Genomic DNA, 16,455 nt, shown 5'->3' with positions numbered 1-16,455 from the left:
GGCCCGCTCAGGCACGCGGATTGTGGGGTTGAAACAGGCGGCCCTTCTCGGCGATCAGGACGAAGACCAGTCCGATGATCGACACGGCGAAGTAGCCGGAGACCATGGGCAGCGCGGTGCCGTCAAAGGCCTGGCCGATGGCCGCGCCGATGAGCGCGCCGCCGATCGTGCTCATGAAGCCGAGCACGGAGGAGGCGGTGCCCGCCACGTGGCCGAGCGGCTCCATGGCGAGCGAGTTGAAGTTCGAGCCGATCCAGCCGAACTGGAACATCGCAATGCCGAAGAAGCCGATGAAAAGGACGAAGGGCATCGGTTGCGGGCCAACGACCTGCACGATCATCCAAAGCGTGTTGACGGCGAGGAAGCCGAGCAGCGATCCATGCGACAGCCGCCGCATGCCGAACTTGCCGACGAAGCGCGAGTTGAGGAACGAGGCAATGGACATAAAGATCGCGACGGCGGCGAAGGCGAAGGGAAAATAGACGCCGAGATCGTAGATGCCGACATAGATCTGCTGCGCGGAGTTGATGAAGCCGAACAGGGAGCCGAAGATGAAGGTGGTGGCAAGCGTGTAACAGAGCGCAATGCGGTTCGTCAGAACGAGCTTGAAGCCGCCGAGGATCGAGCGCGCCGTGAATGGCCGAACGTTGCGCGGATCGAGCGTTTCTGGCAGGCGATAGAAGGTCCATGCAGCGATTGCCGCCCCCATTGCGGCTATGAAGACGAAGATCATATGCCAGCTGGCAAAGAGCATGATGATCTGGCCGCTGCCTGGCGCAATGACCGGTACGATCATGAACACCATCATGATCAGAGACATAACTTCGGCCATCTGCCGGCCACCGTAGATGTCGCGGACGATCGAAATGGTGATGACGCGCGTTGCGGCCGAGCCGATGCCCTGAATGAAACGCAGCACGAGCAAGCCGGCAAACGAGGGTATGAAAACGATTCCGATCGCGGACGCGATATAAATCCCTAGACCAACGAGAAGCGGCAAGCGGCGGCCGAAGCGATCGGAAATCGGCCCGTAGAAGAGCTGAGCGGCGCCGAAGCCAAGAAGATAGGTCGAGACGACGAATTGCCGGTGGTTTTCGCTTTCGACGCCGAGATTGGCGCCGATCTGTTGCAGAGCCGGCAGCATGATATCGATCGCCAGCGAATTGGTTGCCATCAAAAATGCGGCGAGCGCGATGAATTCACGCTTGCCCATGGGCATTTGGCCCGCGGACACGGCTTGAGATGAATCTGTCACGATGAAAATCCCATAAACAGGTCAAGGCGCTGTTCAGCACAGCGCCTCGAACTCGAATTTGAACAGATTTGGAAACCGGGCGAACGCCCGGTGACCTGTCAGGCGGCGCGAACCGTGACGCCGCTTTCCTGGAAGTGTTGCTGCAACTCGCCGGCCTGGAACATTTCCCGCACGATGTCACAGCCGCCGATGAACTCGCCCTTCACGTAAAGCTGCGGGATCGTCGGCCAATTCGAATAATCCTTGATGCCCTGGCGGATTTCCGAATCGGCGAGCACGTCAATGCCCTTGTAGTCGACGCCGAGGTAATCGAGGATCTGGACGACTTGGCCGGAGAAACCGCACTGCGGAAACTGCGGCGTGCCCTTCATGAAAAGGACGACGTCGTTCGTCTTGACTTCGTTGTCGATGAATTCGTTGATACCGCTCATGAGACCCAATCCTTTCAACAGGCAGGTTAAAGGCCCGCCGTTTCAATCGTTAGCCTTAAATAGCATGTGACGGCCCAAATTCCAGCCGCCAAAACCAAAAAAAGATAAGCATGCTACCCGATGCGCAATGTTGAAAAAACTAGCGGCCGCGCTGCCTGCTGCGGGTCGCGACGGTGCGGCGTTTGCTGACCTGTTTCCTGGCGGGTTTGCTTGCGGTCGAAGCCTTGCGGGTGAAGCGGCCGGTCGTGGCCGAGCGCGTCTGGCGCTTCTTTCGCTTGGTCGTGGTGCGGCCCGCCGTCTTCTTGAGGATTTCCTTAAGCACACTTTCGACCACGCCGCTGACGAGTTCCTTCACGATATCGGCCATCGGCCCCTCCCGCACTAAAAACGCTCCGAGGCTATTGAATTCCGGATGCTTTCCGTTAGCAAGCGCCCTTCAACGGCACGAGAGCTTTTTCCGCCACATTTCCCATGCATGCGCGATCTGCGAGTTGGCGGCGCGGACTCGCTGGAAAGATATATTTATGAATTTGATCAGCAAGAGGGTGGTGCTTCACTTCCCGGGTTTCGAGCCGCTGGACGGGAAGGCGCACCGGGCGCGCTACGAGCGAACCGCCAGACAGAGCGGAAAGGTTTGGGGCTTCGAGGCGCAGATAGGCGAGATAGACGATTGCGACGGGTTTGCGAAATTCGATGTACGCGCAGCCTCCGATCTCTGGCAGACGGCAAGCAGGGTTCATGTTTTCGATCACGATGTGCTGGTGCGGCATCTTAGTGCCAAACCGGTGACGAAGCGCATTCTCGACGGCTTTGCCGCCTGTGGCAGCATCATCGTGGACGGGGGATTGAACGGCTATTTCCGCCATGCCTGGCGCTTTGGCCTTTTCTTCATCTTTCCGTTCCTGCTGATGCTCCTCGGCCTTATGCTAGCGGCCACGATCGCGGCAGCGCCGATCGGCTTCAGCCTTGAGGTTTGGCATCTCGTCTGGAGCCTTCCGGCAGCTGCTGTCTTTTTCACTTATATCTTCTTGCCATTCGCCGAACGCTTCTACACCCTGCATCTCTTCGCGGACTGGGAAATGGCGGTTGCACTCGGGCGTATGGATCGCCCCAAGTTTGCCGCGTGGCTGGAGCGCTGTGCATCAGCCGTGCGCGAGGCGCTGCAGGAGGATGCCGACGAATATGTAATCTCCTCGCACAGCATGGGATCGAGCGTTGCCGCGCATGTCGTCGGCTCGCTGCTTGAAAAGGAGCCGGCGCTCTTCGACGGCAAGAAGGTCACCTTTGCTTCGCTCGGTTCGGCGGTGCTGCAATGCGCGCTGCTGTCATCCGCAAAAGCATTGCGGGCGCGTGTCGCGCTGATCGCGCGTTGCCGATCCGTCTTCTGGCTCGACGTGCACTGCCTGACAGACGCGATCCATTTCTACAAGGTGCCGGTCGTGGCGGCCTCGGGGCATCGGAATGCGCCGCAGGCGAAGATGCAGTTCATCCGCGTCAAGCAGATGCTGACGCCAGAACACTACAAAAAGATCAAACGGGATTTTCTGCGCGTGCACCGGCAATACGTGTTGGGGCCGGATTTGCGGGGACCCTTCGATTTCACGCTGCTGACGGCGGGTCCCATGCCCGCCGGTCTTTTCCCCGACGGTGGATTGAAAGAAATGCCCGGCTTGTGACCGGGCATTGTTATCTCGAAGATCACTCGGGGGCCGATGTCTGCAGGGCCAGGGCGTGCAGGATGCCGCCCATGTTTCCTTTGAGGGCCTCATACACCATCTGGTGCTGCTGCACGCGGCTCTTGCCTCGGAAGGCTTCGGCCACGACTTCGGCGGCGTAATGATCACCGTCGCCGGCAAGGTCGCGGATCGTCACCTTGGCACCGGGTATCCCGGCCTTGATCAGGTCTTCGATATCGCCGGGTTTCATGGCCATGATCGTTACTCCTTGCACATCATTCCGCAGCGGCCAGTGCCTCTGCGCTGTTCATGAATTCAGGGAACCACGATTCATGGGCGTTGCGCAATTGCTGAATGGGCAGCGACAACAGATCGTCGATCACGAGATCGCTGCCGGCAACCGTGCCGAGGCGGCGGAAGGGCACGCCGGCACCTTCCGCATTGGCGCAGACGAAATCAGCAACATCCGGTTTGACCGCGATGACGTGGCGTGCCTGATCTTCCCCGAAGAGGAGCGCGTGCGGCGCACCCTTGCCTTTGGCAAGCGTCACGATCAGGCCCTTATCCGATGCCATCGCCATTTCCGCGAGCGCCAGCGCCAGGCCGCCGGACGAGATGTCGTGGCAGGCGGTGACCTGGCCGTTGCGGATTGCGGACCGGACGAATTCGCCGTTGCGGCGCTCGGCGAAGAGATCGACTTCCGGCGCCGGGCCATCGCTGCTGCCGAGGATATCGCGCAGGTAGATCGAGGAGCCGAGGTGACTGCCGTCGACGCCGACCAGGATCAGCTGGTCGCCTTCGGATGCGCCGCCGATGCGGGCCATCGCCTGCCAATCGGGCAGCAGGCCGACGCCTGCAATCGTCGGGGTCGGCAGGATCGCGATGCCATTGGTCTCGTTGTAGAGCGATACGTTGCCGGAAACGATCGGGAAATCGAGCGCCCGGCAGGCTTCGCCGATGCCTTTCACGGCTTCGACGAACTGGCCCATGATTTCCGGCTTCTCGGGATTGCCGAAATTGAGGTTATCGGTCGCAGCCAGCGGCTCCGCGCCCGTCGCGGTGATGTTGCGCCAGCACTCGGCAACCGCCTGCTTGCCGCCTTCGAACGGATCGGCTTCGACATAACGCGGCGTGACGTCGGACGAGAAGGCGAGCGCCTTGGTCGGATGGCCCTCGACGCGGACGACGCCTGCGTCGCCGCCCGGAAGCTGCAGCGAATTGCCCTGGATCAGCGTGTCATACTGCTCGTAGACCCAGCGGCGGCTGGACTGGTTCGGCGAACCGACGAGCGTGAGCAGCGCCTTGCCATAGTCTTCCGGCTCCGCAACAAGCTCCGCCGGGAGCGGCGCGCGCTTGCCGGATTCCCGCCAGGGACGGTCATATTCCGGCGCCTGGTCACCGAGATCCTTGATCGGCAGGTTGGCGACTTCCTCGCCCTGGTGCACGACGCGGAAACGCAGGTCGTCGGTCGTCTTGCCGACGATCGCGAAATCGAGACCCCATTTGACGAAGATCGCCTTGGCAACCGTTTCCTTGTCCGGCTCGAGCACCATGAGCATGCGCTCCTGGCTTTCCGAGAGCATCATCTCGTAGGCGGTCATCTGCTCTTCGCGGACCGGAACTTTGTCCAGATCGAGCAGGATGCCGAGATCGCCCTTGGCGCCCATCTCGACAGCCGAGCAGGTGAGGCCGGCCGCGCCCATATCCTGGATGGCGATGACGGCGCCGGTCTGCATCAGCTCAAGGCAGGCTTCCAGTAGGCACTTCTCGGTGAAGGGGTCTCCGACCTGAACGGTCGGGCGCTTTTCCTCGATCGACTCGTCGAACTCCGCCGATGCCATGGTCGCGCCGCCGACGCCGTCGCGGCCGGTCTTGGCGCCGAGATAGACGACCGGAAGGCCGACACCCTTGGCTTCCGACAGGAAGATGGCGTTCGATTTCGCAAGCCCTGCCGCAAAGGCGTTGACGAGGATGTTGCCGTTGTAGCGGGCATCGAATTCGACTTCGCCGCCGACGGTCGGAACGCCGAAGGAATTGCCGTAGCCGCCGACGCCGGCAACCACGCCGGAGACGAGGTGGCGGGTCTTCGGATGATCCGTCTCGCCAAAGCGCAGTGCATTCATCGCGGCGATCGGCCGTGCACCCATGGTGAAGACGTCGCGCAGGATTCCTCCGACGCCGGTCGCAGCACCCTGATACGGCTCGATATAGGAGGGGTGGTTGTGGCTCTCCATCTTGAAGACGACGCAATCGCCGTCGTCGATATCGACAACGCCGGCGTTCTCGCCCGGTCCCTGGATGACACGCGGCCCCTTGGTCGGAAGCGTGCGTAGCCACTTCTTCGAGGATTTGTACGAGCAGTGCTCGTTCCACATGGCGGAGAAGATGCCGAGCTCGGTGAAGGTCGGCTCGCGTCCGATCAAGTCCAGTATCCGCTGATATTCGTCCGGCTTCAGGCCGTGGCTGGCGATGAGTTCGGGGGTGATTGGGCGGGTATTAGAAATGGTCATGAGCTCTCGAAAGTCCCTGCCGTTGCGCGTTTTTCGGTGTCTTTAGCCTATGTAAGCGCGGCGCGCGACAGGAAAATGCCCGCCGTCAACAAAGAGCGGACAAAGCGCCTTTGATGCAGGCGTTCGACTAGAATTTATACCCGATCTGGACGCCTGCGCGCGTCATGCCGTCGTTCGGACCGTCGCAAAGATTGGCATGGGAGGAGTGGGCAACCTGTGCCATCACGTTCCAGTGGGTGTCGAAGCGGTAGCCTACGCCGATATATTCGTGAAACAGCAAATGGCAGCCGAGCGCCGGCCTATCGTCCTCGTCATCGAGATTGCCGGTGTGGATTAGGCCGCCGAAGCCCGCTTCGGCAAAGAGCTTGTCATTGAAATCGGCGGTCCAGGAAAAGCCGCTGAAGACCTGTGTCGCTTCGCCGCCGGTCCCAATCGAGGTGCCGAGATGGATGCGGGGGCGTATCAGCTTCTGTGTCCAGTTTGCGGCGGAACCGGAGCCGAAGGGATCGAAGAATATCGTGACTTCGGGGAAAACGCCGTCCTCCCTTTCTCCGCCGCTCTGGACCGAGGCCGAGGCGCCAAAACGCAGCTCGTCAAAAATCCAATCCTGCGCGTGCGCGGATGCTGAGACGTCCGAGACGTCGGCTATCATTGAGGCCAACAGAATACTCAAGGAACGTGGCATCAACGCCCAGCGGTTGTCATCCGGTATCCTCCTTATTCCGCGCCAACAGCAGAACAGGAGAATTGGTAGCATGAGTCGCTGCCAAGCCAGCACGCTGTCTTATGCTTCGGCTTCCGGGACACTCATTTCCGCAGGCTCATATCTCGCCGACATAGGCCGAGCCGCCGCCTTCAAGCAGGCTTCTCAAGATGATCAGGCCGTTCTTAAGAGCGTCCTTGCTCTTCGGCGACGAGAAGCCGATGCGCACGCGGTGATAGACCTTGTCGGCGCGGGCGGCCTTGAATTCATCCTCATCGTCCACCAGCACGCCATCCCGAAACGCGGCGTTCTTGAAGGTGCCAGACATCCATGGATCGGGCAGCTTCAGCCACAGGAAGGGGACGTGCGGATGCGATTCGAAATCGAACCCGTCCAGCAATTCGCGGACGAGCCGCTCGCGTGTGGCGAGTTCGGTGATGCTTGCCTTGCGCATGGCGTGCGCGCTGCCGCTTTCGACGAGGCGCGCGCAGGTCTCCGCGAGAATGAACGGCAATCCGCCCGTGATCATCTTGTGCGTGACCTTGATCCGTTGGGCAAAATGCGGCGGGCAGGCGACCCATCCGCCGCGGACACCGGCAGCGACCGATTTCGAAAGCCCGTTGACGAGGAAGGTGCGGTCGGGCGCAAGCGACGCCAGCAACGGTATCCCGTCGCCCGTCATGCCGCCATAAAGGTCGTCCTCGATCAGCCAGACACCATGCCTGCGGGCCGTTGCAGCAATCGCGACGCGGCGCTCATGGGGCATGGTTGCGAGCGTCGGGTTGTGTGCGGTAGGCATCAGAAAGGCGAGCTTGGGATGCTGTTGCTGGCATAGCCGTTCGAAATCATCGGGAAGGACGCCATTCTCGTCGGAATCGACAGTGATCGTCCGCCGGCCCAACAGGCGGGCGCTGCGGCTCACCTGCGTGTAGCTGAGGTTCTCGAAGACGATCTTGTCACCAGGCGAGGACACAGCCGAGATGATCGACACAGCTGCCGCGTGGGCGCCGAGCGTCGGAACGATATTCTCGGTCTCCGGCGTCCAGCCGTTTCGCGCCAGCCACTTCTGCCCCGCCTGGAACCAGTTTCGCGGAAAATTGCGGGAGTAGGAGGATATTTCCGAAATGTTCTGCTCGCCGATTTCGGCGAGGATCTGACCGATAATGCGGCCCTGGCCGAGATCGGGGGCCGCGGTGGTGTCGAAGCGGATCTTGTTTGACGGTGCGTCTAGAACGCGTGTACCGCCAAGCGAAATCGTCAGTGGATCGGCCTGTTCGCCTGGCGGCGTCTCCGCGCGATCAAGCACATAGGTTCCGCGGCCGACTTCGCCCGCCACCAATCCGCGCTCATGGACCAAGGCATAGGCCCGGCCGATTGTGCCGATCGTCACGCCGATATCATAAGCAAGGTTCCGTTGCGGCGGCAGTTTGCTGCCTGCGGGGAGGGTGCCGCTGGCAATTGCGGATTCGATGCTGTCCGCCAGGCGCATATAGACCGGACCGGAGCCGCGCGAAAGATCGGGAAGCCAATTTGTCATGGTAACAATTCGATAGATTGTCACCCTTTGTCTGTCAAGCGTATGAACAATTGTCAGTAACGAAGCGGACCTTCATGACGATGTCTATCATTCAGAAGATCGATCAGCATATTGTGTCAATTGTTTCCATCGGTGAACGGCACGAAATGCAACCCGTGCCGGCGCAGGGGCTGTTTGCCAGGATTCGGGACAAGCTGTCTTGCTGGAGCGTGAAGCGCGAAAGCCGGCGTGCCTTGCGGGAGATGGCGGATTGGCAGCTGCGCGATATCGGACTTTCGCCCGTCGATGCAGCGAAGGAAATCAGCAAGTCACGCTATTGGGATTGATCAGCGGCACGTTTTGCCGCCGCCGCCAGACCAACGGGTCACGTCCGCGGCAATGCGGGTGGAAACAGGCTCGGACATCATCGGCCCGAAAGCTTGCAGGCGAGCGGGATTGCCCTCGGCCTGGACGACGAGCAGCGGCCTGCCTTCCGGGTTGTTCTTGTGGACAACCAGGATTCGCGGGCGGCCCGAAAAGGAGTTGAGTTCCGGCGCCAGGCGGTAGGCTGAAAACGCAGCATCGCCGGACTTGAACCAGCACGAATTGGCGCCGACGGCAACGCGCTCCATGGTGGAGAGTGCGCTACGATCCGGGCCGGGAGACGGCGCCCTGGACTGGCACGAGGCGATTGGAACGCAAAGCGCACCGACAGCCGCAACCACGGCAATGTTCATGGAAAGGCGCATCAATCTTGCTCCGGTGGACCTGTTGAGTGCGTCTTACGCGGGGAAGGTTAAGCAGCGATTACGTCGAGCGCAGAGGCAAACAGCCCGCGGCCGTCGGAGCCGCCGTGGGCTGCCTCGATCAGGTTTTCCGGATGCGGCATCATGCCGAGCACATTGCCCTTGGCGTTCATCACCGCGGCAATGTCGTTGATCGAGCCATTTGGGTTGGTGCCTTCCGCATAACGGAAAACCACCTGGCCATTGCCTTCGATCTCAGCCAGCGTTTTGGCGTCCGCGAAATAGTTGCCGTCATGGTGGGCGACCGGGCAGCGTATGACCTGGCCCTTGGCATAGGCGCGGGTGAAATCGGTGTCGGCGTTGGCGACCTCGAGCTTGATCTCACGGCAGACGAATCTCAGTGAGGCGTTGCGCATCAGCGCACCAGGCAGCAGGCCGGCCTCGACGAGAATCTGGAAGCCGTTGCAGACACCCAGAACCCTGACGCCCTTTTGGGCCTTGGCGATGATCGCCTGCATTACCGGCATACGCGCCGCGATCGCGCCGCAGCGCAGATAGTCGCCATAGGAAAAGCCGCCCGGGATGACGATCAGATCGACGTCTGGAATATCGGTTTCCGTCTGCCAGATCGTCACGGGCGCGCGGCCCGAGATTTTCGTCAGCGCTGCGATCATGTCGCGATCGCGGTTGAGGCCTGGAAGTTGAACGACGGCTGATTTCATGGGTGCGGTTCAAACCTTGCTTGTGCTTCTGCCAATTCTCGAAGTTCGAGACGATTTTCAATGCGCTCCAGCCGGTCTTCATGCCGTGCAAGGACACCATAGTCGATACGCTGGTGCATCTTTTTCAACAGCTCATACATGAGCTCTTGATTCACCTCGACCATCACGACTTTCTGCAACCGTCAGTCGAGAGAAATAGTATAATTCTCGATCACCGTGTTTGCGAGGAGTTTTTCGCACATGGCCTTGAGGTCGGCTTCAGCCTTCGTCTTGTCGGCGCTTTCGAGCTCGAGGTCGAAGACCTTGCCTTGGCGGACGTGGCCGATGCCTGTGAAGCCGAGGCCGCCGAGCGCGCCCTCAATTGCCTTGCCCTGCGGATCGAGAACGCCGTTTTTCAGCGTGACGGTGACACGAGCCTTGATCACTTCTTCTTCTTCCCTGTCTTTGACCAGAACGTCTTACTTGACCAAAACGGGGCCGGTGCCGCGCACAGGCTCGTTTTCGTTGATGATGCCGAGGCGGCGCGCGACTTCGGAATAGGCTTCAAGAAGCCCGCCCATATCACGGCGGAAGCGGTCCTTATCCATCTTCTCATGGGTTTCGATATCCCAGAGGCGGCAGGAGTCCGGCGAAATCTCGTCGGCAAGGATGATGCGCATCATGTCGCCTTCGAACAGGCGGCCGCATTCGATCTTGAAATCGACGAGCTGGATGCCGACGCCGAGGAAGAGACCCGTCATAAAATCGTTGACACGGATGGCGAGGGCCATGATGTCGTCGAGTTCCGCAGGATTTGCCCAGCCGAAGGCGGTGATGTGCTCTTCCGAGACCATCGGATCGTCGAGGGCATCGGACTTGTAGTAGAATTCGATGATCGAGCGCGGCAGGACCACGCCTTCCTCGATACCGAGGCGCTTGGCGAGCGAGCCGGCAGCGACATTGCGCACGACGATCTCGAGCGGGATCATCTCTACTTCCCGGATCAGCTGCTCGCGCATATTGAGGCGGCGGATGAAGTGGGTCGGGATGCCGATCTTGTTCAGATGGTTGAAGATGAATTCCGAAATGCGGTTGTTCAGAACGCCCTTGCCATCGATGACTTCGTGTTTCTTCTTGTTGAAGGCCGTGGCGTCATCCTTGAAGAACTGGATCAACGTGCCCGGTTCCGGTCCCTCATATAGAATCTTGGCCTTGCCCTCGTAGATACGGCGGCGACGGTTCATTTTAATTGTTCTCTGTCGTTGGCGCTCTTGGGATAGCGCGAGTGGATGGACCTCGTGGCGTCCCCATAAAGGAAAAGAAAGAGTTTCACAATGCGCCTGTCACTCCTTCTCCCAATTCCAATATGTAGGAACTTGGCCCAAGAGAATCGAAGATTTTCTGGATACAAGCTTACAGGTTTTTGTGACACCGTGGAATCGCTGCCGCCAGCGCGGCCGCTTATGCAAGCTTTATTTGCTGCGGTTGCTTTTGATTTGGTGGCGAAGAGCGCCCTGAAGGGCGCGGGCGCCGCCATCGTGCCGCCGCCAGCCCGCATTGCGTACAAAAGCTGGAATCTGCATAGCCGGCATCGGCCGCGCCAGCGCATAACCTTGCAGCATGTCGCAGCCGAGATCGCCGAGGACGCGGACATGATCCATGCTTTCGACGCCCTCGGCCGTGACGAGGATGTTCAGCGAACGGCCGATGTCGATGATGGAGCGGACGAGCTTTCTCTGCTCGGCCGACTGCGGCAGCATGCGGATCAGCTCCCGGTCGATCTTCAGCGTGCGCGGGCTGAGCTTGAGTAAGCTGACGATCGAGGCGTGGCCTGTACCAAAGTCATCGATCTCGATATCGATCCCGAGCTTGCGAAACTGCCTGAGATTGGCCAGGACGGCATCGTCGCAATCGTCAAGCGATATGGATTCCAGGAGTTCGAAGGAGAGGATGCCCGGCTCGATTTTTTGCGCCCGCAGCTTCTTGCCAAGGCCCGGATCGGCCAAGCGCCTGGAGGAGACATTCACCGAAAGCTTCGGTGCGACAAAACCGTCTCTCGCCCAGGCGGCGCGATCGGCCAGCGCCTTTTCGAGGATCAGGCTGTCGATCGCCGAGACGACGTCGAGATCTTCGGCAATCGTCAGGAAGTGGCCGGGTGTCAGCAGTCCGTGCTCCGGATGCCGCCAGCGCGCCAGCGTCTCCACGCCGGCAACCTCCAGGGTCCGGGCATGGAACTGCAATTGATAGAAGGGAATGAATTCGTTGCGCTCCAGTCCAAGCAGCATTTCATCCGACAGGCGCTTTGCCGCAATGATGGTGCGGCGGGCGTCCCTCGAGAAGAATTCATGGCGGTTGCGGCCTGCGCCCTTGGCGCGGTAAAGCGCGATATCGGCATTGAGCAGCAACTGCTTTGCATCGAGATCCCTGCCGCTGTCGGCGGCGATGCCGATGCTGGCTCCGAAGCGGCAGTCGTGGCCTTCGTAGCGGACCGGCTTGCTCAGCTCGCGGATGATGCGGGCCGCCATGTTGGAAAGCTTTTTCGGAGCGCTGTCGATCGTGCAGACTACGACGAACTCGTCGCCGCCGATGCGCGCAACGAAATCGCTCGAGCGCACACTCTCTTTCAGCACCCTGGCCACATGTTTCAGCATGGCATCGCCGGCGCGGTGGCCGAGCGTATCGTTGATTTGCTTGAAGCGATCGAGGTCGATATGCAGGACTGCGAGCGTCAGGCCATTCTCGCGGCATTCGGCGGAGCGCTCGTCAAGCATGCGGTCGAGATAGCGGCGGTTTGGCAGCTCAGTGAGATAGTCGTGAAGCGCCAGATGCTCGATGCTTTCCCTGGCGGCTTCGAGCTCCTGATTGCGGGCTTCCGCGAGATCCTTCGCCTTCTGCAGATCGTTGCGAAGACTGACCTCTTCGGTCACATCCCAATTTGCGCCAATGAGCTTGCGCTTGCCGTCGGCATCCAAGAAGAAAGCCGAGCGGGCGCGAATGACGCGTTCGGCGCCGTCGCCGCGGATGATGCGGAACTCTTGCAGCAGGCCGCGGTCTTTTTCGAGACTTATTTCCAGGTTCTTCAGCGTGCCTTCGCGGTCGTCCGGATGCAGCGCCTGCTCCCATGCTTCACTGAGCTTTATGCGCGGCGTGCCCTCAAGCCCGTACATCGCCAGCAAGCGGTCGTCCCACTCGACGGTTCCGGCATCGAGATCGGCCTCAAAAACGCCGATGCGCGAGATTTCGAGAGCGAGATCCAGCCTGCGCGATAGGTGCTCGAGCATTTCCTCGGATCGCTTGCGGGCCGTGATGTCCGTATCCGTGCCGACGATGCGCGCAGGGGCGCCGTCTTCGTCCCACTCCACACACGCGCCGCGGCATTCGATCCAGACCCAATGGCCGTCCCTGTGGCGCTCCCGGTATTCGAAAACATGGTAATCCGGGTCGCCGGCGATCTGCTTCCCGATGGCCTCAATGACGAAATCCCGGTCATCGGGATGAAGAAGTTTGATCCATTCCTCATAGTCCCCGTCGGCTTCCTCGTCCGGAGCCAGGCCGCGGATTTCTTTCCAAGTGTCGGAGTAGTATTTGGTCCCAGCCCGGTTGTTGTGATCCCAGACGCCGAGCCCGGAACCAACGAGCGCATAGTTCCAACGGCTCTCGCGTTCGGCCAGATCGGAGGCATCCGGTGCCGGCTTCATCACAAGCTTGTCGTCCGTATCGATGGCGCTGACCTGTTTTCGATTCTTCACTGCGCACTCGCTCAATTCGCGTGTAGGCAGTTTGAAGTTATTGAATAAAATAATTGTTAAGCAATGCCTGAAGGACGTGGAAAACTTTCGGTTTTCCAGAGCCTAAGGCTTCAGGCGGCTCAGGAATTGCGCGAAGACCATCGTGCCTTCGGGCCAGGGGCCGTGACCTGACTCCGCGTTGATATGGCCAGATTCGCCGGCGTCGATCAGAAGCGAGCCCCAGCTTGCGGCGATGTCGTCGGCATGCTCATAGCTGCCGAAAGGATCGTTGCGGCTTGCCACCGTGATCGCAGGGAAGGGCAGTGGCTCGCGCGGGTAGGGGCCGAAAGTCATCAGATGCTTCGGGCGGATCTTCGGGTTGGCGACCTCGGGCGGCGCCACGAAGAAGGCGCCGGCCACCTTCTTCCTGAAACGCGGGATCGCGTGGATGGCCGACGGTATGCCAAGCGAGTGGGCGACAAGGACAACGGGGCGGGAGGAGGCGTTCACTTCCTCGGCGATGCGGGCGACCCAATCGTCGAGGACCGGCTTCGACCATTCGGCCTGTTCGACGCGCCGCGCCGTGCTGAGCTTTGCTTCCCAGCGGCTCTGCCAGTGGTCGGGACCGGAATTCGTGTAGCCGGGGATGATGAGAATATCGAGGTCAGAAGCTTTCATGATGCCGCCGATGTGAGAAAGCTTGGCCGCTCTGTCAAGGGAAAGCGCGACAACGGCGGCGAAATTCGTTATGATCGCGCCATTGCCGGTTGCGGATTCTCGTGTCGGCTGCGTCATTGCCGACACTTTTCCGCCGCCGGTTGATCGGCTTACGGAGGAGAAAGCCATGCCGGCATTTCATGTCATGACAGGATCCGGTGAGCGCTATGCGCGCCTTGCCGTCAACAAGATCAGTACCGCAGACGTCTTCGACGCGCTCCGGCGGGGGCTGGACGATTTTCGCGAAAAGCCTTCTCACTACGTGTTCTTATGCCTCATGTATCCGATCGCCGGCATTTTCCTCTTCCTTGCGTCATCGGGCGCCAACCTGTTGCCGATGATCTTTCCGCTGATGTCCGGCTTCGCGCTGATCGGGCCGATCGCCGCCATCGGGCTCTACGAAATCAGCCGCCGCCGTGAGGCCGGTCTCGATACGTCGTGGGCGCATGCGCTCGAAGTCAGGCAGTCGCCCGCCTTGCCGTCCATCATCGTCGGCGGATTGCTGCTGTTTGGCTTCTTCATCGTCTGGCTCGTTGCCGCTCAGGCACTCTACACGAGCCTGTTCGGCGACGTTTTCCCACGGTCGATCGAGGTGTTCATATCGCAGATATTTGGCACGTCCGAAGGCATGCAGTTGATCGTCTGGGGCAATCTGCTGGGACTTGTCTTCGCGATCGTGGTTCTGGCGACGACCGTCGTCACTTTCCCTCTACTTCTCGATCGCGACGTCGGGCTCGTGGCTGCGATGGCGGCATCGATCCGCGCCACTGTCGTCAATCCGCTGCCGGTCATGTTGTGGGGCTTGATCATTGCCGCGGCGCTGATCGTGGGCACGATCCCGCTGTTCGTCGGCCTGGCCCTAGTGATGCCTATACTCGGCCACGCGACATGGCATCTCTATAGAAAACTGATCGCGCCCGCATAAGGCGAGCTGCAGTCTGTGCGTTGAGCGGGCGGAACCTGCAACCTCTTTCAAAGTTAATCTGACGATGCTTTTGAAGGAGGTTGCCATGGCAACGCCGCAGCAGGTCTTTGCCCGTTTCGCCAGCACGGTGTCGGAATGGGCGGGCAAGCCGGCTATTTTCGTCCTCGCGCTTGCGACCGTCATCGTTTGGGCCGTCTCAGGGCCTTTCTTCGACTATTCGGAAACATGGCAGCTGGTCATCAATACCGGCACGACGATCGTGACCTTCCTCATGGTGTTCGTACTGCAGAACGCGCAGACGCGCGATACCCGCGCCATCCAGGCCAAGCTCGATGAACTCATCCTGACCAGCCGTGCCGAGAACCGCTTCATCGGCATCGAAAATCTCGACGACGAGGCTCTGGAACACATGGACCGGTTGGTGGCAAAGGCCGCCAAAGAGAAAGGCTCGACGGAAGCCGGCTCGGTATCGGAGGCTGGTGGAAGAAAAGGCACGAGATCGCCGGGCAGTAAACGCGTTGCGCCGTCGAAAGCACGAAAGCAGAAATGAAAACGGCACCCCCTGACGTCAGCGTTCCCCGAAATATCGAAAGTGGCGGTTGGCGGGAATATCCCTCATAGCAGCCCATGAGATATTCCCGTGTGGGCGATTTCTTCGGAAATCACAAACATCTCCCGTTCCTCTCACGTCGTTGGCGCGCCTGCTTCATCCTGTTGCATCCGTATAAAAATCGGTTGCATGCACGCAATTTTGATTTTATTTTGCAACCAGTTGCTAATTGCAATCACACATCCTTATCGGCAGAGCAGCCGTCACTCACTCCGCTCGTGAGCTCATCGTGAAGCCAGCAGAAGACGCAGTGCGCGGGGCGGAAGGCTTCCCAATCGAGAAGGAACAAGCATGGTCAAATTGACGATCAACAGCGGAGACGTGAAACTGGCGACAGAAACATTCGGCGATCATTCGAATCCCGCAGTGCTGCTCAGCATGGGCGCGATGGCTTCGATGCTATGGTGGCCGGACGAATTCTGCGAGCGTATTGCGGCTTCCGGCCGGTACGTGATCCGTTACGACAATCGGGACACCGGGCTCTCCACGGCCTATCCAACCGGTGAACCAGGCTATGCCTTCGCTGATATGGCGGAAGATGCAATCGCGATCCTTGACGGATATGGGATCGAAACGGCCCATCTCGTCGGGATGTCGCTCGGCGGCATGATCGCTCAGTGGGTAACGCTTGGCCATCCGGATCGCGTCAAGACGCTGACGTTAATCAGCTCCAGTCCGCTGGGGATTGACGGTCTGCCGCCGTTCACGGAAGCCTATGGCGAGCACGCGGCAACGGCAGAGGCGGTCGACTGGAGCAACCGCGCAAGCGTCCTCGACTTCATGACAAGGGATGCGCGCATGGTAGCCAGCACTTTGCATCCGCATGATGCCGGCGCTGCACGACGGTTAGTAGAACAGGACCTAGTCACCTGAATCCGAAGTTCGGTTCATTGTTTTTTGGCAGAAGCGTCTGACGGAGGCGAGGATTTCGTCTGCG

19 protein-coding genes are annotated in these 16,455 nt (G+C 60.1%); 5 read left to right on the top strand and 14 right to left on the bottom strand.

Annotation, left to right across the window (positions count from 1 at the left end; genetic code table 11):
- Positions 1-7: 7 nt before the first annotated feature.
- The 3 genes from BN1800_RS32505 to BN1800_RS32495 all read right to left on the bottom strand — a co-directional run bounded on the left by BN1800_RS32505 (position 8) and on the right by BN1800_RS32495 (position 2,053).
- A complete protein-coding gene (locus BN1800_RS32505) occupies positions 8-1,213 on the bottom strand; it encodes a multidrug effflux MFS transporter (RefSeq protein ID WP_087003738.1) in 1,206 nt (401 codons plus the stop codon).
- A gap of 140 nt (positions 1,214-1,353) precedes the next feature.
- Positions 1,354-1,686 carry a Grx4 family monothiol glutaredoxin gene (gene grxD / locus BN1800_RS32500; RefSeq protein WP_087003735.1) on the bottom strand — a complete coding sequence of 111 codons (333 nt, stop codon included), beginning with the start codon at positions 1,684-1,686 and terminating at the stop codon, positions 1,354-1,356.
- A 139-nt stretch (positions 1,687-1,825) separates the two neighbouring features.
- Positions 1,826-2,053: a hypothetical protein gene (locus tag BN1800_RS32495; RefSeq protein WP_027512402.1), complete on the bottom strand. Its 228-nt coding sequence runs from the start codon at positions 2,051-2,053 to the stop codon at positions 1,826-1,828.
- 157 nt (positions 2,054-2,210) lie between these two features.
- On the opposite strand from BN1800_RS32495, the gene BN1800_RS32490 reads away from it, so the two are divergent.
- Positions 2,211-3,362 (top strand): hypothetical protein, encoded by a 1,152-nt coding sequence (locus BN1800_RS32490; RefSeq protein ID WP_087003732.1) that lies wholly within the window; start codon positions 2,211-2,213, stop codon positions 3,360-3,362.
- Positions 3,363-3,384: 22 nt separating this feature from the next.
- Here BN1800_RS32490 and BN1800_RS32485 read toward each other — a convergent pair whose 3' ends face one another.
- The 4 genes from BN1800_RS32485 to BN1800_RS32470 form a co-directional block, all read right to left on the bottom strand.
- Positions 3,385-3,618 (bottom strand): BolA/IbaG family iron-sulfur metabolism protein, encoded by a 234-nt coding sequence (locus BN1800_RS32485; protein ID WP_027512404.1) that lies wholly within the window; start codon positions 3,616-3,618, stop codon positions 3,385-3,387.
- Positions 3,619-3,637: 19 nt separating this feature from the next.
- Complete coding sequence (gene purL, locus BN1800_RS32480; RefSeq protein ID WP_087003729.1) at positions 3,638-5,872, bottom strand: phosphoribosylformylglycinamidine synthase subunit PurL; 2,235 nt, start codon at positions 5,870-5,872, stop codon at positions 3,638-3,640.
- A gap of 127 nt (positions 5,873-5,999) precedes the next feature.
- Entirely contained in the window at positions 6,000-6,524 is a 525-nt protein-coding gene (locus BN1800_RS32475) for an acyloxyacyl hydrolase (RefSeq protein WP_244564737.1), read from the bottom strand.
- Positions 6,525-6,693: 169 nt separating this feature from the next.
- Complete coding sequence (locus BN1800_RS32470) at positions 6,694-8,112, bottom strand: aminotransferase-like domain-containing protein (protein WP_087003722.1); 1,419 nt, start codon at positions 8,110-8,112, stop codon at positions 6,694-6,696.
- Positions 8,113-8,129: 17 nt separating this feature from the next.
- Here BN1800_RS32470 and BN1800_RS32465 point away from each other — a divergent pair, with 17 nt between their 5' ends.
- Positions 8,130-8,438: a DUF1127 domain-containing protein gene (locus tag BN1800_RS32465; protein WP_143534202.1), complete on the top strand. Its 309-nt coding sequence runs from the start codon at positions 8,130-8,132 to the stop codon at positions 8,436-8,438.
- Here BN1800_RS32465 and BN1800_RS32460 read toward each other — a convergent pair whose 3' ends face one another.
- The 7 genes from BN1800_RS32460 to BN1800_RS32435 all read right to left on the bottom strand — a co-directional run bounded on the left by BN1800_RS32460 (position 8,439) and on the right by BN1800_RS32435 (position 13,944).
- Positions 8,439-8,840, bottom strand: a complete 402-nt coding sequence (locus BN1800_RS32460; RefSeq protein ID WP_027512409.1) for a hypothetical protein — start codon at positions 8,838-8,840, stop codon at positions 8,439-8,441.
- 47 nt (positions 8,841-8,887) lie between these two features.
- Positions 8,888-9,559, bottom strand: a complete 672-nt coding sequence (gene purQ, locus BN1800_RS32455) for a phosphoribosylformylglycinamidine synthase subunit PurQ (protein ID WP_027512410.1) — start codon at positions 9,557-9,559, stop codon at positions 8,888-8,890.
- On the bottom strand, positions 9,556-9,723 hold the full coding sequence (locus tag BN1800_RS41700) for a hypothetical protein (protein WP_167333931.1): 168 nt from the start codon (positions 9,721-9,723) through the stop codon (positions 9,556-9,558). Before BN1800_RS41700 ends, purQ begins: the two co-directional genes overlap by 4 nt.
- Before the next feature lie 18 nt (positions 9,724-9,741).
- Positions 9,742-9,984, bottom strand: coding sequence for a phosphoribosylformylglycinamidine synthase subunit PurS (gene purS / locus BN1800_RS32450; protein ID WP_027512411.1), 243 nt, complete (start codon positions 9,982-9,984; stop codon positions 9,742-9,744).
- A 33-nt stretch (positions 9,985-10,017) separates the two neighbouring features.
- A complete protein-coding gene (purC, locus tag BN1800_RS32445) occupies positions 10,018-10,782 on the bottom strand; it encodes a phosphoribosylaminoimidazolesuccinocarboxamide synthase (protein ID WP_027512412.1) in 765 nt (254 codons plus the stop codon).
- 228 nt (positions 10,783-11,010) lie between these two features.
- Positions 11,011-13,236: a bifunctional diguanylate cyclase/phosphodiesterase gene (locus BN1800_RS32440; RefSeq protein ID WP_087003804.1), complete on the bottom strand. Its 2,226-nt coding sequence runs from the start codon at positions 13,234-13,236 to the stop codon at positions 11,011-11,013.
- Between the two features lie 153 nt (positions 13,237-13,389).
- Complete coding sequence (locus BN1800_RS32435; protein ID WP_027512414.1) at positions 13,390-13,944, bottom strand: RBBP9/YdeN family alpha/beta hydrolase; 555 nt, start codon at positions 13,942-13,944, stop codon at positions 13,390-13,392.
- A 166-nt stretch (positions 13,945-14,110) separates the two neighbouring features.
- Between BN1800_RS32435 and BN1800_RS32430 the strand changes: the two genes are divergently transcribed.
- The 3 genes from BN1800_RS32430 (at position 14,111) to BN1800_RS32420 (ending at position 16,391) form a co-directional block, all read left to right on the top strand.
- Positions 14,111-14,908: a DUF2189 domain-containing protein gene (locus BN1800_RS32430; protein ID WP_087003716.1), complete on the top strand. Its 798-nt coding sequence runs from the start codon at positions 14,111-14,113 to the stop codon at positions 14,906-14,908.
- A gap of 85 nt (positions 14,909-14,993) precedes the next feature.
- Positions 14,994-15,458, top strand: a complete 465-nt coding sequence (locus tag BN1800_RS32425; RefSeq protein WP_027512416.1) for a low affinity iron permease family protein — start codon at positions 14,994-14,996, stop codon at positions 15,456-15,458.
- Positions 15,459-15,809: 351 nt separating this feature from the next.
- Complete coding sequence (locus BN1800_RS32420) at positions 15,810-16,391, top strand: alpha/beta fold hydrolase (protein ID WP_087003713.1); 582 nt, start codon at positions 15,810-15,812, stop codon at positions 16,389-16,391.
- Positions 16,392-16,455: the final 64 nt, after the last annotated feature.

This window comes from Rhizobium sullae (assembly GCF_900169785.1).
GTDB classification, from domain to species: Bacteria; Pseudomonadota; Alphaproteobacteria; order Rhizobiales; family Rhizobiaceae; genus Rhizobium; species Rhizobium sullae.
Note: the sequence above shows the minus strand (reverse complement) of the source record. Positions and strands in the feature narration are given on the sequence as shown.

Coding starts and splice junctions, on each gene's coding strand:
- BN1800_RS32440 (WP_087003804.1), bottom strand. CDS start 13,236: ATGAAGCCGGCACCGGATGCCTCCGATCTGGCCGAACGCGAGAGCCGT.
- BN1800_RS32490 (WP_087003732.1), top strand. CDS start 2,211: ATGAATTTGATCAGCAAGAGGGTGGTGCTTCACTTCCCGGGTTTCGAG.
- purQ (WP_027512410.1), bottom strand. CDS start 9,559: ATGAAATCAGCCGTCGTTCAACTTCCAGGCCTCAACCGCGATCGCGAC.
- BN1800_RS32425 (WP_027512416.1), top strand. CDS start 14,994: ATGGCAACGCCGCAGCAGGTCTTTGCCCGTTTCGCCAGCACGGTGTCG.
- BN1800_RS32485 (WP_027512404.1), bottom strand. CDS start 3,618: ATGGCCATGAAACCCGGCGATATCGAAGACCTGATCAAGGCCGGGATA.
- BN1800_RS32430 (WP_087003716.1), top strand. CDS start 14,111: ATGCCGGCATTTCATGTCATGACAGGATCCGGTGAGCGCTATGCGCGC.
- purC (WP_027512412.1), bottom strand. CDS start 10,782: ATGAACCGTCGCCGCCGTATCTACGAGGGCAAGGCCAAGATTCTATAT.
- BN1800_RS32420 (WP_087003713.1), top strand. CDS start 15,810: ATGGTCAAATTGACGATCAACAGCGGAGACGTGAAACTGGCGACAGAA.
- grxD (WP_087003735.1), bottom strand. CDS start 1,686: ATGAGCGGTATCAACGAATTCATCGACAACGAAGTCAAGACGAACGAC.
- BN1800_RS32435 (WP_027512414.1), bottom strand. CDS start 13,944: ATGAAAGCTTCTGACCTCGATATTCTCATCATCCCCGGCTACACGAAT.
- BN1800_RS32470 (WP_087003722.1), bottom strand. CDS start 8,112: ATGACAAATTGGCTTCCCGATCTTTCGCGCGGCTCCGGTCCGGTCTAT.
- BN1800_RS32475 (WP_244564737.1), bottom strand. CDS start 6,524: ATGATAGCCGACGTCTCGGACGTCTCAGCATCCGCGCACGCGCAGGAT.
- purL (WP_087003729.1), bottom strand. CDS start 5,872: ATGACCATTTCTAATACCCGCCCAATCACCCCCGAACTCATCGCCAGC.
- BN1800_RS32495 (WP_027512402.1), bottom strand. CDS start 2,053: ATGGCCGATATCGTGAAGGAACTCGTCAGCGGCGTGGTCGAAAGTGTG.
- BN1800_RS32505 (WP_087003738.1), bottom strand. CDS start 1,213: ATGGGCAAGCGTGAATTCATCGCGCTCGCCGCATTTTTGATGGCAACC.
- BN1800_RS32460 (WP_027512409.1), bottom strand. CDS start 8,840: ATGCGCCTTTCCATGAACATTGCCGTGGTTGCGGCTGTCGGTGCGCTT.
- BN1800_RS41700 (WP_167333931.1), bottom strand. CDS start 9,723: ATGGTCGAGGTGAATCAAGAGCTCATGTATGAGCTGTTGAAAAAGATG.